This window comes from Pseudomonas sp. KU26590, from assembly GCF_026153515.1.
GTDB lineage: Bacteria > Pseudomonadota > Gammaproteobacteria > Pseudomonadales > Pseudomonadaceae > Aquipseudomonas.
On the sequence record NZ_CP110644.1, the window covers coordinates 4656220 to 4671454 of the forward strand.

A 15235-nucleotide genomic window follows, 5' to 3' on the forward strand; every position below is an offset into this window, starting at 1 on the left:
ATGAACCTCTGCGCATTGGAACGGTGCATCTTTTAACGCTAAAACAGGACACGCGTTCAAGAGGCCTTGGTGGTCTTCTTGCGGGGCGGTGCACGGCGCTTCGCCGGCGCATCGTCCTTGGACTCGGCTTTGCTTTTGCTGGCCGGTTTGGCTTTGGCTGGCGCCGCCTTCGCTGCAGCGCCGCGACCACCCAGGCTGCGTTTGAGCAGCTCGGTCAGGTCGATGACATCAGCCGACTTACGCTCGGTGTCGCCTGCGTCCGTCTCGACATTCTCGATCTTGCCTTCGCGGGCCTTGGTTTCCACCAGCGACATGATCTGGTCCTGAAAGGTGTCGCGGTACTCCTCGGCGTCCGGCGACCACTCGGTGCTCATGTCCTTGATCAGGCGCTTGGCCATGTCCAGCTCGCTCTTGCTGAGCTTGACGTCGGTGGCCTCCTTGGGCAGCTCCAGGCTGTCGAGCCCGCGCACTTCCGAGGGCCAGCGCAGCAGCACGAGCACGATCGCCGACTCCAGCGGCATCACCGCCGCCAGGTGTTGACTGGTGCGAATCACCACATGGGCCAGCGCCACCTTGCCGGTATCGACCAGCGCCTGGCGCAACAGCGCGTAAACCTTTTCGCCGCGCTTGTCGGGGGCCAGGAAGTACGGCGTGTCAATGTGCTGGAGCGGAATCTGATCGCTGTCGACGAAACCGAAGATGTCGATGGTCTGGGTCGATTTCGGGTGCGCCGAGCGAATTTCTTCCTCACTGATGACGACGTAACGGCCCTTCTGGTACTGCACGCCCTTGACGATGTTTTCTTTATTGATCTCCTTGCCGGAGACCTTGTTGATGCGCTTGTAACCGACCGGGTCCATGCTGCGCTTGTCCAGCCAGTCGAAGTCGACACCTTGCCGCGACGTCGCTGACACCAGCGCCACAGGAATATGCACCAGCCCAAAACTGATCGCGCCTTTCCAGATTGCCCGAGGCATAGTTGTAGTTCCGATGGGGTGTAAGGGGGTATGTGTAAGCAGTGACCGAAGCGCAGGCGGAAAAGTTTCGGGCCAGCGACCGGAGAGCCGCCTGCATCAATACAAATGGCCGCGGGCTGCACGCCTTTGGTGCGGAAGACGTGTCAAGTCCAGGCGCGCCTGGACAGATGGGGTGCGTATTTGCCGGAGCCCCTTCTTAACGCAACGAAAAAGCGTTAACCTCCCGCCACTCCTTTCTGCACGCCGTAACAGAGCCGTCTCTGCCAGGCCTGCGACCTCTCCGGTATTCCCATGACGTCCAATTCTCCCGCAAGCCACGGCGCCACAATGACCAAGGGCCTGGCGATGCTGTTCGCGTTCTGCTGCGGCGCGATCGTGGCCAACCTGTATTACGCCCAGCCCATCATTGGCTTGATTGCCCCGGACATCGGCCTGTCCGGTACGCTGGCCAGCTTCATCGTGTCGCTGACCCAGATCGGCTATGCCCTCGGCCTGTTCTTCCTCGTGCCGTTGGGCGACTTGCTGGAAAACCGTCGCCTGATGATCGTCACCACCGGCGTCGCCATCCTCAGTCTGCTCAGCGCCGCCTTCGCGCAAACGCCTAACCTGTTCCTGCTTGCCTCGCTGCTGGTGGGTTTCAGCTCGGTGGCAGTGCAGATTCTGGTGCCACTGGCCGCCAACCTGGCGCCGGAAGAAACACGCGGGCGCGTGGTCGGCAGCATCATGGGCGGCCTGCTACTGGGCATTCTGCTGGCCAGGCCCGCGGCCAGTCTGATCGCCGACCACTTCGGCTGGCGCGCGGTGTTCGGCACGGCTGCCGTGGTGATGCTGCTGATCAGCGTGGTGCTGGCGACCACCATTCCGAAACATCAGCCTGCCCACAGCGCCACCTATGGCCAATTGCTCAAATCGCTGTGGACCCTGCTGCGCAAACAGCCAGTTTTGCGCCAGCGCGCGTTTTATCAGGCGTGCATGTTCGCCACCTTCAGCCTGTTCTGGACCGCCGTGCCGCTTGAGCTCGCGCGAAATCACGGCCTGTCGCAAAGCCAGATCGCCCTCTTCGCCCTGGTCGGGGCCATCGGCGCCATTGCAGCACCCATCGCCGGCCGCCTGGCCGATGCCGGCCACACCCGCATCGCCAGTCTGTGCGCCATGCTGTTCGCCGCACTGAGCTTTCTGCCCAGCCTGATCGAGCCGGGCTACGCCGTGATCGGCATGGCCGTCACCGGGGTCATCCTCGATTTCTGCGTACAGATGAACATGGTCCTCGGTCAGCGCGCGGTCTACGCCCTGGATGCCAAAAGCCGCAGCCGGCTTAATGCGCTGTACATGACCAGCATCTTCATCGGCGGCGCGATCGGCTCAGTGGTAGCCAGCGCGCTGTATGACCATGGTGGCTGGACGTGGATTGTTATCGTGGGGAGCGTGTTTCCGGTGTTGGCGTTGTTGGGGTTTTTGAAGAACTCACGGCCATGAAGAATGGAGCACGGCACGCGCATGATGCTCAGGCCATAGGGGTGAGGCGCTGATTGCAGCGCAAGAAAAAACCGCCGATATCGGCGGTTTTCTTTTGAGGAGTCAGCCCCTGAAACCAGCCATGGGGCCAGTGGGTCCGAGGTCTCTGCCGATCTCCAGCGCTAAGCGCAGAAAGTGCAATTGAGCCTGAGCATATTCCGCAGCGCGCCTGTGCGCTTCGGCACTGAATTCTGTCATTTCCCGAATTTTAGCCTTACGTTTCTTAATGTTCATGAGCACCTCCCTGCTTTGGTCCTGGGGGACATCCTAGAAACGATCGGCTGAAATAACAAGGCATCCAGCTGTATCGAACTCGAACCCCAGCGTCTGATAGTAGTTCACGACGCCTGGCTCGGGGCGTTCGATCTGGATGACTTTGCATCTCAGCAGCTGCGCGTAAACCCCTACCGCCGTCAACATCAATGGAGCCACCAACCTTTTCAGGGGATGACTCTCGGTCGGTTGACCTTCCAGCAAGATAATCTTGATCCGCAAACGGCTTCGACGCGGTGTTGCGTAACATAAACCGCAAAGCTCCTGAGCATGCCACAGGGCGAGGTCAAGACCTTTCGGATCTTTTAGCTTCCATTCCGGCACCGCCCGCCAAGGATAGGGGCAGCGTTCCCATTCATCGCTGATTGCGAGCGCCGCGGGATCAATAGGCATGAATCTCACAGTTCCCCTGTCTATACCGAGTGATCGTACTTCGACGGACCTCTCAAGGGTTTGATTAACCAGTTGGCGCGCTTTCGACTTGAGGACCTGATTGCGCAGATCAGTCCCCTTTCCCTGTCTCCTCATTGCCACATTCACCGCATAACAAAGCAGCAAATGATGACGAAGGCATCAGGCCTTCTTGCGGTACATATTTATAGCAATCGAATAAATCTACGTGAGTCCCGGCGCACGCTGGGTCAATCAGCAGCCTTGCTGTTCAACTCGCTCTCCAGCCAATGCTTCAAGTCCGCCACCTCTGCCGTCGTAATCGTATGCCCAGCCCCGGCGTAGGCATGAAACTCCGGAACGATCAGCAGATTCTCCAGCACCGCCTTGGCATCGGTTGCGCCCGAGTAAGGCACGCGGGTGTCGGCCGAGCCGTGGCCGATGAACACTTTCAGCGATTTCAGGCGCTCGTCGGGCTTCAGCCGTGAATGGAGGGACCCGAGAATCTTGCCGCTGAGCGGTGCGATGCCATGCACCAGTTCCGGGTATTGCAGGCCGATCTGGTAGCTCATCATCGCGCCCTGGCTGAAGCCGACCAGGATCACTTTGTCGGGCTGGGTCTGGTATTTCTCGGTGGCCTGCTGGATGAAGGTGCGCAGCAGGTCAGTGCTTTTGTCGACGTCGCTGGTCACGCCTTCGTATTCGGCCTGATCGGTGTCCTGGCTGAACCACTTGTAGCCCCCGCCGTCGACTTCCTGCGGCGCACGCACGGAGAGGAAGGTGTCATTCGGTGAGAGATCGTTTTTGATATCCAGCAGGTCGCGCTCGTCGCTGCCATAGCCGTGCAAGAAAATAATCAGGGGTTTGTCTTTGGATTCAGCAGGCGCCGCCGCCAGATACGGCAGGGCAAGATCGGTGAGCAGCGCGGGTTCTGCGTGGGCCATGCCGGTGAACACACACAGCAGCGCGGCGAAAAACTTCATCATGAGCGTGAGCCTTTTTCCGGAAAACGTCGGGCTCATCATACGCAGCATGTCGCGAATGTCAGCCCGTCAGTGACCGGGCGGAGCTGTCGGGGGGCTGTACGGCGGCGGGTTTTCATGTTGGTCAGGCATGGGGAACACGCATAGGCTCGAAGTAAAACGGAACGGCTGAATACCCGCTGCGGTCTAGGGATAAGCACATCAGTCCGTCGCCGAACCAAGGAGCACCCGTGAATATTTTCGAAGCCCTGAGAGAAAGTCATGACCGGCAACGCGGCTATGCCGATGCCTTGATCCAAACCCATGGCGACAGTGAGGAGCGTGTCGAGGTCTACAAGCAGCTGAAAGCTGAACTGCAGGCCCACGAAACCGCCGAAGAGCGCTTCTTCTATATCCCGCTGATGCAGTTCGACAACGGCGTCGACCTCAGCCGCCATGCCATTTCCGAGCACCATGAAATGGACGAGATGATGGAAGAGCTCGACGAGACCGAGATGTCCAGCCCGTCATGGATGGCCACGGCCAAGAAGCTGTCTGAGAAGGTTCATCACCACCTGAAGGAAGAAGAGCAGAAGTTCTTCCAGTCAGCGGGCAAACTGCTGGACGACAAGCAGAAGCAGTCGCTGGCCCGTGAGTATCACAAGGAGTATGAGGAGCAATTGGCTAAAGCTTAAGCCGCTCTGAATGCTCAAAGCCCCGAACGTTCGGGGCTTTTTTTTGGCTATGTTTTTGCTGCCGTATTTTGCTGGGGATGCGCTCTTGGTGGTGAAGAGTGGTTGGTTATGGGTTGATCGGAGTGCGCAAGAAGTTGCGCACTCCGAAGCTCAAATTTGGCTGCTAGATGCTCTGCAGGCCACGTCGTGTATGGCCTGCAGACGAGTGCGCAAGAAGTTGCTCAGGGGTGCGCAACTTCTTGCGCACCTTTGCTGGGTTCTCCCGGTTAGCCACTCGTTAAACCTGCAGGTTTTTTTCTTAAGCTATTGATTTTGTTTGGCTATTTTATAGCTGGCACAACCCTTGATATCTCCGTGGCCCCCGGATTGGCATTCACGCCTTTTCGGATGGTTTTTGAGCACGGAGAGCATCCTTGGCGACCCCCCTAAATCTGCGCGTTGGTGGTGAGAAACGCGAACCCCAAGTGGCGATCGTTCCACTTGATCAGATTCAGCTAGAAGACGTTGGCGCCGGTGCGGCCAACGTTGACGCCTGGCTGCAGGAGATCAGTGGCGGGGTTGTCACGCTCGAGCGAATCAAGACTTTCGCCGGCGGGCTGCCGGTGGTCGGCAACATCATGGCGCTGGTTGATGCGCTGAATGACATTGCTCGACTGGCGACCAGTGACAAACGCGATCCTCTGGACTGGGTCAGTTTGGGCATCAATCTGATCGGCATGATTCCCATCCCGCCGGGCATGGCGGCAGCGCGAATGACGCTGCGTCCGATGCTGTTTCTGGTGCGTCAGGAGATGCGTCAGGCGGGAAAGATAGTGTTGGGGGATGCGCTGATCGAGATTTTGATCGGGCACCTGAATGCCACCATTGTCGGGACACTCGATGACTTTGTGAGCCAGGCGCAGGGGAAGCTCCCCGGGATTCTTGAGGATGCGGGGAAGCTGGGCGAAGGCGTGCTTTTTCAGATTGCCGACGGCCTGGAGAAATTGGTCAATCCGGGCCTGAACACCAAGGCTGATCTGCTTGAAGCAGAGCAGTTGGTCCATGACGCTGGGGATGTCTGGGCCTACGATCCAAAGGCTGCGATCGGCAATATCTTCGTTGCGGCTGCGGCGGTTTGTGTTGCTGCCGGCAAGGGTGCGGTGAATGGCGCTGCTGAATACCTTGTGCCTGAAGCGGTTAAAAAAGAGGTGGGCAGGCAGGCCAAGTTATTGCGTGACCTCGCTCCTCAGGTTTGCACGCAAATTAAGGGGCTGGCGGATCCCGGGGCTCAGCACTCCATCGCTGCGTTGCTGGTTATCTTGGAGGGAGCGGTCGTCAGTTGGCGTGCGCGCAACGGGCATGGCCAGTCCTTCAACATCAAGCCTGGGGTGACTAATCAGGCCAGGCGCCGCGGCGGCGAAGGCAAACTTGAAGTTGTTCAGCACGAGAAGCCTGCGAAGGGCCGGCCCAACGTACTGAAGAAATGCGCCTGTGCATGTCCCTGCGCTTGTAACTGCGCGTCGACGGCGAACAGCATCAGTTTTGCGATGGGCTCGGAGTCGGTCAGTCATACCGATTTCAGTTTGCCGGGGCCGTTTCCCATTGAATGGACGCGGACTTATTGCTCGAGTCTGGATGCGTTCGATGGGGATGTTATCGGCGCACGCTGGATCACGCCGTTTACGACACGCTTTGATCTCGTCGGTGATGGTTTGGTGTTTCATGACTCCGATGGGCGTAGCCATGAATTCCCTCTTCCCAAGGTCAAGCTTTTTCATTTCAACGCCATTGAAAATCTGACCGTCATTCGACTCAGCAAGGATCGGCTGTTGCTGATGCGTGGCCTGGATCACAGGGAGACCTATGTTCGGCGGGGCAAGCGCTTTGTTCTGATCAACAAAATGCTGCCCAACGGCGCTGGGGTGATGCTGCATTACGAGCATCGGCATGAGGGGCGTTTGGTGCTATCCGAGTTAGTGACTTACTCGGAGAAAGATTTAAACAAGGTCCATCTGCGACTTGGCACTTTGATTGATGATCAAGGACGGTTGACGGGGCTTTGGGAAGTTCGTGATGGCGAGGTTAAACGCCAACTCTGTGCGTATCAGTACGATGATTCCGGCGATCTTGTTCTGGCCCAAGACGAGAACGGCTCGGCCTGGCGTTATCAGTACGAACACCACCTGATTACCCGCTATACCGACCGCACCAATCGCGGTTTGAACCTGCAATGGCAAGGTTCCGGTCCTGATGCGAAAGCCATTCGCGAATGGGCGGACGACGGCAGCTTCGACACGCGGCTGGCGTGGGACGAAAACATCCGCCTGACCTATGTCACTGACGCTTTGGGCCACGAAACCCGGCACTACTACGACAGCCTTGGGTACACCTATCGCATTTGCCATGCCGATGGTCGCTCGGAGTGGTTCTTCCGCGATGCGGCGAAGAACATCATCCGGCATGTCCACACCGACGGCAGCACCGACCGGTATCGCTACGACAAGCTCAGCAATCTGACCGAACACACCCGCGCTGATCACAGCGTGATGAATTACGCCTACGACGACAAAAGCCATCTGATCAAGATCAGCGATGGCGAGGGTGGGCTGTGGAAACGGGACTACGACCTTCGCGGAAATCTGATCGAGGCGATCGACCCGTTAGAGAACATCACCGAATACGCCTACAACAAATTCGGCCTTCCTACAGCCATCAAGGACGCAAACGGCAACACGAAAGCGTTGGCCTACAACGAAGCTGGACAACTCGTTAAATACACCGACTGCTCGGGCAAGGTCAGTGTTTGGGAATACGACGATCGCGGCCAGATGGTTCGCTTTACTGACCCTGCCAGGCACAGCACCACGTATGAATACAAAGCCGGTCAGCTTGTCCTGATCAAGCACCCGGACAAAACCGAAGAACGCTTTAGCCGCGACGCCGAAGGTCGTTTGCTCGCTCATTCGGATGGTCTGGAACGCTGCACCACCTGGCGCTACACCGCCGCCGGCTTTATCGCCGAGCGTGTCGATGCCGCCGAACAAACCCTGCGCTACCGCTGGGACAAGCTCGGCCGTCTCGTTGCGCTGGAAAACGAAAACGAACGCCGTGCGCACTTTCACTACGACCCGGTCGGTCGGCTGCAGCAAGAAAGCGGCTTCGACGGGCGATCCACCCGCTATCAGTACGATCCCGAAACCGGACGCCTTGCCGAGACCATCAACGGCCAGCGCTCCATTGCTTTGACCTTCGACCCCATGGGCCGCCTGACCGAACGCCGCGCCACCCTCGGCGAGAAGTCCCAGAGCGAAACCTTCGCCTACGACGGCAACGGCCATCTGGTCATGGCAACCAACGCCGTGAGTCGCTTGCAATGGTTTCACGACCCGGCTGGCAACCTGCTGCGAGAGCACCAGCACTACTCGAATCTGGATAAACCGCTGGTTGCCGTTTGGCAGCACGAGTACGACGCGCTGAACAACCGCGTCGCGACTATCCGTCCTGACGGCCATCGCGTCAGTTGGCTGACCTTTGGCAGCGGTCATCTGCTGGGGCTGAAGCTGGACGAGCACGAACTCCTCAGTTATGAACGCGATGACCTGCATCGCGAAGTCGCTCGCCATCAGGGCAACCAACTGCTGCAAACCCAAAGTTGGGATGCAGCCGGGCGCCTGAATGAACAACTGCTAGGACGCACCGACGACAAAACCACGCTCATCAAACGCGCCTACACCTACGACGCCGCCGGCCAACTTACCAATATCAACGACAGCCGCCGCGGCCCGCTCGCCTATAAATACGACCCGGTCAGCCGTCTGCTTAGCGCTACCAGTCGCCTCGGCATGGAAACCTTCGCTTTCGACCCCGCAAGCAATCTGCTCAACGAAACCGACGCGCCCGTCCGCCGTCCGCTAGATCCCGAGCCGACTCAAAACAAACTCGTGGACAACCTGCTGCGCGACTACGCCGGCGGCCACTACGAATATGACGAACGCGGCAACCTGACCGAGCGCTGGACCAACGGGTTACGCAGCGAACTGCATTGGGACCTCTTCGATCGCCTGGTGCATTTCTACGATCCGCGTCTGACTGTCGACTTCGGCTACGACCCCCTCGGACGTCGCCTCTACAAGTTCTCCAAAGCCCACTACCGCCCGCGCCCGCGCCCGGAAGCCGGCACCGGCTGGAACGAAAACGAACACGCCCGCAAAGAGCGCGAACTCGGCTGCGGCTTCACCCTGTATGGCTGGGACGGCGACAACCTCGCGTGGGAAAGCAGCCCACCTCCGTACGCCGGCGCCCTAGGCCGAACCGTCCACTACATCCACGAGCCCGGCACTTTCGTTCCGGTGGCCCAGGCCATCCGACACGAAACCATCCGCCTCGTCAGCCAGCCGGCATACGAAGGTCGCTACAACTTCAAAGAAGACCCGCTCTGGAACTACAAACCGGTCGCATTGCCAATCGACGCACTCGCCTGGTACCAATGCGACCACCTCGGTACGCCGCAGGAAATCACCGACCAAATCGGCAACACCGCCTGGAGCGCCCAATACAAAGCATGGGGCGAAGCAACCGAACAGCGCTCTGAATTCGCACAGCAAGTCGGCCTGACCAACCCGATCAGGTTTCAGGGCCAGTACCACGACCACGAGACCGGCCTGCACTACAACCGGCATCGGTACTATGATCCAAAGGTCGGGCGGTTTATCAGCAAGGACCCGATTGGGTACTCAGGCGGGCTAAATCTTTACGCATATGCTGCAAACCCGGTGGAGTGGATCGACCCACTCGGTTTGCATAAAGTCATCGCAACAAACAGCCGTAGGAGCGCAATGAAGAAAGCACAGGAACATGCTCAGGTTCCGCGAGTGAGCAAAGGTGGAAGTGACATTGTTATGGACGACCTTCACCCTAGTAGTCGCGGGGTTAATTGTGCCTGTCTAAAGAGTCGGGGTATCACCACCCTCGGGCGTTGGAGTGGTACAGAAAACAAGAAGTTTTTTGTGTTTGACCATCCTGACGGACATCCTGACTTGGTCGGACCAGGCCAGCCGGAGCATCATGAACGTCCACATGTCCACGGAAAGAACAAAAAAGGTGAAATGATAATATTCACTTACCCAGCAGCACGGCCGGGACGATAAAAATGACCTGCTATAAAATCTTGTGCTACCACTCCGAGTTTAAAATTTTTAAAAACCATGCAAGCGAGCGCCTAGCAAAAATGTCTGCCAAAGCTCATGATCAATTTGCTTTGCTGATGGCGATAACATTAGAAGGCGCTATTGGTTTTGATGAAACACCCCAAGGCTCTTCTGCTATAAACGCTCTTGTTGAAAAATGTTACTGGGTTAATCTACATAAGCTCAACATTCAGCCACCTTCAGACAACTACTACGGCTGCATGCCCTCACTTTTGTTTAGAGATAACAATGGCGGCTTCGAAAAGCTATACCAGGAACATATTGAATACGAAAAAAATTTGCGTAAATACCAAGTAATGGCGAGACATCGACCTACTGAGAAACCTAAAACATCAATGCTGGCAAGCATATTACAAGACCAGCGTCTTTTAATATCCGGCGGCGAGTTATACGACGCCCTAATGAATGCATGCCATTACCTGCTAGTTCCTGTCTTATCGGGAGAGCACGGACCTGATGCATTCATTGCCTTTTCAAATAATCTCGATTATTTCTTCCAAGAGTTCAGATCAGCCATTGATCACCATGCCGAAATAACTTTCGTTGATAGCGTATCAAAACTGGAGTTTTACTAATGGGGATAATGGGGGCGGACCCCCTTTAATTCTTCTGCTCTGTTTACGGTTAAAGGGGGCGCCCCCTTTAACTTAAGAATAAACTTAATAAAAGAGATCTCGCCGCTCGGGAGGATTTTCAAAAAGGCAACCAAGCACATTTATAATCCGGCCAAAGGTGGAGCATATTCCCATATCAACCATACATTTATGGTGAAGGACGCCAAGCATGAGCGTGTCGACATTGAGTTTATAACCGGTAAGGCTTTCGCGGAGTAAATATATGTTCAACGGCTATCTAGATAACGCGCAATCCTACGTCGAACTGGAACGACATTTATATGAGTTATTTTATTCGGAGGGGCAGGCGCACGGACTGGACGCCAGCAAATTTAAAATACCGTACTGCAATACGAAATTTTCGGATGGGACGCCATGTCGAGACGGTAATCCAATATTCTCAACCAGAAATGAGAGCACTGGTCAAATTTTAAGAATAGTGCTTGATGAGGATATCGATACGTTGGTGTCGTATCATGACAAAGAAATGAACTGTGAACTCGTCCTAGGGAAACTCTGAAAAAGACTTCCAAATCTGGTGAAATACGCCAGTCCCAAGCACTGAACGGTTGAGTCCCGATGAAGCAGATGTCCTTCGCTGACGCCGAATACGCTGGCAAACGCAAACAAACCCGCCGTGAACGCTTCCTGATCGAGATGGATCAGGTCGTGCCCTGGAATGGCTTGGTCAAACTGATCGAGCCGCACTATCCAACGGGAGAAGGTGGTCGTCCGGCATACCCGTTGATGGCGATGTTGCGGGTTCATCTGATGCAGAACTGGTTCGGTTATAGCGACCCAGCTATGGAAGAATCGCTGTACGAAACTACGATTCTGCGCCAGTTTGCCGGGCTGCATCTGGATCGGATTCCAGACGAAACCACGATCCTCAACTTCCGCAGATTGCTCGAAAAACATGAGCTGGCCGGTGGGATTTTGCAGGTCATCAATGGCTATTTGGGCGACCGTGGTTTGTTGTTGCGCCAAGGCACCGTGGTCGATGCGACGATCATTCATGCGCCGAGTTCGACCAAGAACAAGGACGGCAAACGCGACCCTGAAATGCATCAAACCAAGAAGGGAAATCAATACTATTTCGGGATGAAATCGCACATCGGTGTCGATGCCGAATCCGGTTTGGTGCATAGCGTAGTGGGCACTGCGGCGAATGTGGCGGACGTAACCCAGGTCGATCAGTTACTGCACGGAGAAGAAACTTACGTCTCTGGCGATGCCGGTTACACCGGCGTCGAAAAGCGCCCCGAGCATCAAGATCGCCAAATGATCTGGTCGATTGCTGCGCGGCCCAGCAGCTATAAAAAGCATGCAAAGAAGAGTCTGATCGGGCGCATGCGTCGCAAAATCGAATACGCGAAAGCTCAACTGCGCGCCAAGGTTGAGCATCCGTTTCGAGTAATCAAGCGCCAGTTTGGTTATACGAAAGTACGCTTCCGAGGCCTGCTGAAAAACACTGCGCAGCAGACCACGCTGTTTGCTCTGTCGAACCTGTGGATGATGCGAAAACGATTACTCAATGCAGGAGAGGTACGCCTTTAATGCGGAAAATGAGTGCTGAAAAGCGCTTGTACGCAGAAAAAAGCGGGGATTGAGAGAGCAAAAGGTCTAATTTTCGATTGAGTCGACATTTTTTGAGCCTCAAGCAACGGGGCTGTTAAAAACGCGTGCCTACTTCAGACCTTCCCTAGTAGGAAAAGTGGCTTTACTGGATGAAATCAAAAAAGAAATGTGCAAATGGATTAGATCTCAATAATCAAACTTGCATGTAGACGGCCCAGTCACGGAACGTAACTGATTTGAAGAATTAAAGGGAGCGCCCCTTTGACTCCCAGACAAATCTCGTATGCGGATACCTGATCGTGGGGAATAGTGCATGGGAGATCGTATGCTTGATAGCGAATCATCAAGCAGATCCTAATGTGTGCGGAGACCGCACAATCAAATACTAAGCAACATAGATCAAAAACATCAATCACAAGCCACCTACGCACAAAAAAATTTAAACAGCCAAGCCCTTTAACTAGCAGCCACTCATATATCGCATCTGAATATTATGGCTAGACGCTGGAATTTAATTAGAGCTAATGACGGTTATTCCGTACCTGGTTCGTCTGCAAGGAGTATCAGAAAGCAACATGAAAACCTATCGAATCCTATGCTACACGTCAGAATTCAGTGAATTCAAACATCATGCTAATGACCCCATAGCGGAGCTGTCTGCAAATGAGCAAGATCAATTTGCCTTAATTATGGCCGTCAGTTTGGATGGCGGGATTGGATTTAACAGAACACCTCACGGTGACGCAGCGATCGACGCCCTTGTCTCAAAATGCTTTTGGGTCGAGCCCCGCAAGACGACCATCGAGCCACCTGTTCGTACGCGTTCAGGAAACATGCCTTGCCTAATGTTCAGAGCTAAGAATGACGGCTTTAAAAGACTGCTTGAGGACCATGAAAAGTACGACAGGAATCTCAGAAAACATCAGGTCCTCATCAGGCACAGACATGCCGAAAGTCCCAACCCCGCTATACTCTCAAGTATTTTGCAGAGTACTCACCTCCGGATCCGGGGCAAGGAGCTATATGACGCCCTGCAAGAGACTTGTCACTATGTGACAGTACGAGACAGAACCGGGGAGCACGGCAGTGGCGCATTTATCGTATTCTCACGCAACCTTGACTTCTTTTTTAAAGAGTTCGATGCCGCGATTGAAGGCTATGCGAAGATTGATTTTGTAGATAGCCCACGGAAATTGATTCACTGGTAGCAAAATAACATTCGATGATTCGCATTTCGAGCGTTAGCACTCAAATATGTGGGGATGGCCCTTTGACCAGCTTGGTCTCTCTGGCGAGGCGTGCTCGCCGACGTGCGCTACAAGTAGCGCAGAGGCGTGCAACTTCTTGCGCATATCAGGGCTAAAAGGGGACGGACCCCTTTAATACTTTTAACCTAAGGTTAAACAGCTTAACCCATCGACATCCAGAAATTTTATATGCAAGGCAAACATGATTACATCGGCTGAAGAATTTGTAACCCTACGCGCTAGCCGTCTCAAGGCTGAATACGACAGGTCTGCCATGGAGGAAGCGCCTCTTGCTGTATGGCGTGAAGTGATCACGGGATATCCCGATTACGTGCAATGGGTAATACACAACAAAACAATTCCACTTGAGATCCTAGAAGAGTTATGCGAGTCCCATCCTGAAAGCAGGTATTTCATAGCAAGTAAGCGAAAACTGTCGCTGGAGTTGTTTGCGCTCCTTTCGCAAGATCCTGATCCTATGGTGAGAAGTGGAATCGCTCTGAACAAAAAGGCTCCTTTGGAAGTACTTGCAAACCTGTTAAGTGATGAGGATGAAGATGTGGCTGACACTGCAAGGAGGCAATACGAAACCAGGAAATCAGTCTGACGGGGACAGTCCTTTTAGACTGATGCAATCAACCATTCCAGACTAATTTGCCATAGCCCACCCCCCCTCCAAACGCAAAAAGCCCCGAACCATCGGGGCTTTTCCATCACGCCATTTGGTTGATCACCAGAATCAAGGATCAACCTGCGCCATCAACTCCACCACCGGCTCCGTACGCTTCGCATACCGCTGCGCCACCACCGCGCAGACCATCAGCTGAATCTGGTGAAACAGCATCAGCGGCAAGATCAACAGCCCAATGGTACTCCCCGCAAACAGCACCTGCGCCATCGGCACGCCGGTCGCCAGGCTCTTCTTCGAGCCGCAGAACAGGATGGTGATGCGGTCTTCCTGATTGAAGCCGAACAGCTTGGACAGCAAGGTCGCCGCCACGAGCACCAGTGTCAGCAGCAGGCAGCACACTCCCACCAGCCCGGCCAAGTCCCAGATCGGTGTTTTCTGCCAAATGCCTTCGTTGACCGCTTCACTGAACGCGCCGTAGACCACCAGCAGGATCGAGCCTTGATCGACGAATTTTAGCCAGTTCTTGTTGCGTCCGATCCAGGCGCCGATCCAGCGCCGCATGATCTGGCCGGCAATAAACGGCAGCAGCAATTGCACGCTGATCTTCAAGATCGCATCGAGGGTCGAGCCGCCTTCGCCGTGGACGTTCAGCAACAGCGTGACCAGCAGCGGCGTCAGGAATATCCCGAACAGGCTGGAGGCCGCCGCGCTGCAGATCGCCGCCGGAATATTGCCGCGCGCCAGTGAGGTGAAGGCGATCGCCGACTGCACCGTCGCGGGCAGCGCACACAGGTACAGGATGCCCATGTACAGGTCTTTGCCGATCAGCGGCGACAGCACGGGTTTGAGCGCCAGACCTAGCAAGGGAAACAGCACGAATGTCAGGCCGAAGACCAGCAGGTGCAGGCGCCAGTGCCCTGCCCCGGCGATGATCGATTCGCGGGAGAGTTTGGCGCCGTGAAGAAAGAACAACAGCGCGATGGCAATGTTGGTCAGCCAGCCGAAGCCAACGGCCACTTGGCCGGTGGCCGGCAGGAAGCTGGCGATGATCACCACCGTGATCAGCATGAGGGTGAAGTTGTCGGGGAGAAAACGGGGGCGGGTCATCTGCGTCGTCCGAAGGTGCCAGGAACATGCCCGCCACTTTAGCGCGCAATGCACTTACCG

At 55.5% G+C, this 15235-nt stretch carries 12 protein-coding genes; 7 read left to right on the top strand and 5 right to left on the bottom strand.

Annotation, left to right across the window (positions count from 1 at the left end):
• Nucleotides 1–56: 56 nt before the first annotated feature.
• Entirely contained in the window at nt 57–977 is a 921-nt protein-coding gene (locus tag OKW98_RS20720; protein ID WP_265386450.1) for a Ku protein, read from the bottom strand.
• A gap of 291 nt (nt 978–1268) precedes the next feature.
• Here OKW98_RS20720 and OKW98_RS20725 point away from each other — a divergent pair, with 291 nt between their 5' ends.
• The gene (locus OKW98_RS20725) at nt 1269–2453 is read left to right on the top strand and encodes an MFS transporter (RefSeq protein WP_265386451.1); all 1185 of its coding nucleotides are present in this window, start codon (nt 1269–1271) and stop codon (nt 2451–2453) included.
• Between the two features lie 102 nt (nt 2454–2555).
• Here the strand turns inward: OKW98_RS20725 and OKW98_RS20730 are convergent, their stop codons facing one another.
• From OKW98_RS20730 to OKW98_RS20740, 3 genes are all read right to left on the bottom strand, one after another.
• Entirely contained in the window at nt 2556–2726 is a 171-nt protein-coding gene (locus tag OKW98_RS20730; RefSeq protein WP_265386452.1) for a hypothetical protein, read from the bottom strand.
• 33 nt (nt 2727–2759) lie between these two features.
• Nucleotides 2760–3158, bottom strand: coding sequence for an N-acetyltransferase (locus tag OKW98_RS20735; protein ID WP_265386453.1), 399 nt, complete (start codon nt 3156–3158; stop codon nt 2760–2762).
• Between the two features lie 248 nt (nt 3159–3406).
• A complete protein-coding gene (locus tag OKW98_RS20740) occupies nt 3407–4141 on the bottom strand; it encodes an alpha/beta hydrolase (RefSeq protein WP_265386454.1) in 735 nt (244 codons plus the stop codon).
• Nucleotides 4142–4368: 227 nt separating this feature from the next.
• Between OKW98_RS20740 and OKW98_RS20745 the strand changes: the two genes are divergently transcribed.
• The 6 genes from OKW98_RS20745 to OKW98_RS20770 all read left to right on the top strand — a co-directional run bounded on the left by OKW98_RS20745 (nt 4369) and on the right by OKW98_RS20770 (nt 14044).
• Entirely contained in the window at nt 4369–4812 is a 444-nt protein-coding gene (locus OKW98_RS20745; protein ID WP_192174772.1) for a hemerythrin domain-containing protein, read from the top strand.
• A gap of 413 nt (nt 4813–5225) precedes the next feature.
• Nucleotides 5226–9938 carry an RHS repeat-associated core domain-containing protein gene (locus tag OKW98_RS20750; protein WP_265386455.1) on the top strand — a complete coding sequence of 1571 codons (4713 nt, stop codon included), beginning with the start codon at nt 5226–5228 and terminating at the stop codon, nt 9936–9938.
• Between the two features lie 2 nt (nt 9939–9940).
• Nucleotides 9941–10573: a hypothetical protein gene (locus OKW98_RS20755; protein WP_265386456.1), complete on the top strand. Its 633-nt coding sequence runs from the start codon at nt 9941–9943 to the stop codon at nt 10571–10573.
• Nucleotides 10574–11191: 618 nt separating this feature from the next.
• Nucleotides 11192–12169 carry an IS5 family transposase gene (locus tag OKW98_RS20760; protein ID WP_265385849.1) on the top strand — a complete coding sequence of 326 codons (978 nt, stop codon included), beginning with the start codon at nt 11192–11194 and terminating at the stop codon, nt 12167–12169.
• A 596-nt stretch (nt 12170–12765) separates the two neighbouring features.
• Complete coding sequence (locus OKW98_RS20765) at nt 12766–13398, top strand: hypothetical protein (RefSeq protein ID WP_265386457.1); 633 nt, start codon at nt 12766–12768, stop codon at nt 13396–13398.
• Between the two features lie 241 nt (nt 13399–13639).
• Nucleotides 13640–14044 (top strand): hypothetical protein, encoded by a 405-nt coding sequence (locus OKW98_RS20770; protein ID WP_265386458.1) that lies wholly within the window; start codon nt 13640–13642, stop codon nt 14042–14044.
• A 132-nt stretch (nt 14045–14176) separates the two neighbouring features.
• Here OKW98_RS20770 and OKW98_RS20775 read toward each other — a convergent pair whose 3' ends face one another.
• The gene (locus OKW98_RS20775; RefSeq protein ID WP_265386459.1) at nt 14177–15175 is read right to left on the bottom strand and encodes a bile acid:sodium symporter family protein; all 999 of its coding nucleotides are present in this window, start codon (nt 15173–15175) and stop codon (nt 14177–14179) included.
• Between the last annotated feature and the right edge of the window lie 60 nt (nt 15176–15235).

Bases quoted from the DNA above. Each gene is read 5' to 3' on its own strand.
- OKW98_RS20765 (WP_265386457.1), top strand. From the start codon at position 12,766: ATGAAAACCTATCGAATCCTATGCTACACGTCAGAATTCAGTGAATTC.
- OKW98_RS20755 (WP_265386456.1), top strand. From the start codon at position 9,941: ATGACCTGCTATAAAATCTTGTGCTACCACTCCGAGTTTAAAATTTTT.
- OKW98_RS20740 (WP_265386454.1), bottom strand. From the start codon at position 4,141: ATGATGAAGTTTTTCGCCGCGCTGCTGTGTGTGTTCACCGGCATGGCC.
- OKW98_RS20720 (WP_265386450.1), bottom strand. From the start codon at position 977: ATGCCTCGGGCAATCTGGAAAGGCGCGATCAGTTTTGGGCTGGTGCAT.
- OKW98_RS20725 (WP_265386451.1), top strand. From the start codon at position 1,269: ATGACGTCCAATTCTCCCGCAAGCCACGGCGCCACAATGACCAAGGGC.
- OKW98_RS20775 (WP_265386459.1), bottom strand. From the start codon at position 15,175: ATGACCCGCCCCCGTTTTCTCCCCGACAACTTCACCCTCATGCTGATC.
- OKW98_RS20730 (WP_265386452.1), bottom strand. From the start codon at position 2,726: ATGAACATTAAGAAACGTAAGGCTAAAATTCGGGAAATGACAGAATTC.
- OKW98_RS20770 (WP_265386458.1), top strand. From the start codon at position 13,640: ATGATTACATCGGCTGAAGAATTTGTAACCCTACGCGCTAGCCGTCTC.
- OKW98_RS20735 (WP_265386453.1), bottom strand. From the start codon at position 3,158: ATGCCTATTGATCCCGCGGCGCTCGCAATCAGCGATGAATGGGAACGC.
- OKW98_RS20760 (WP_265385849.1), top strand. From the start codon at position 11,192: ATGAAGCAGATGTCCTTCGCTGACGCCGAATACGCTGGCAAACGCAAA.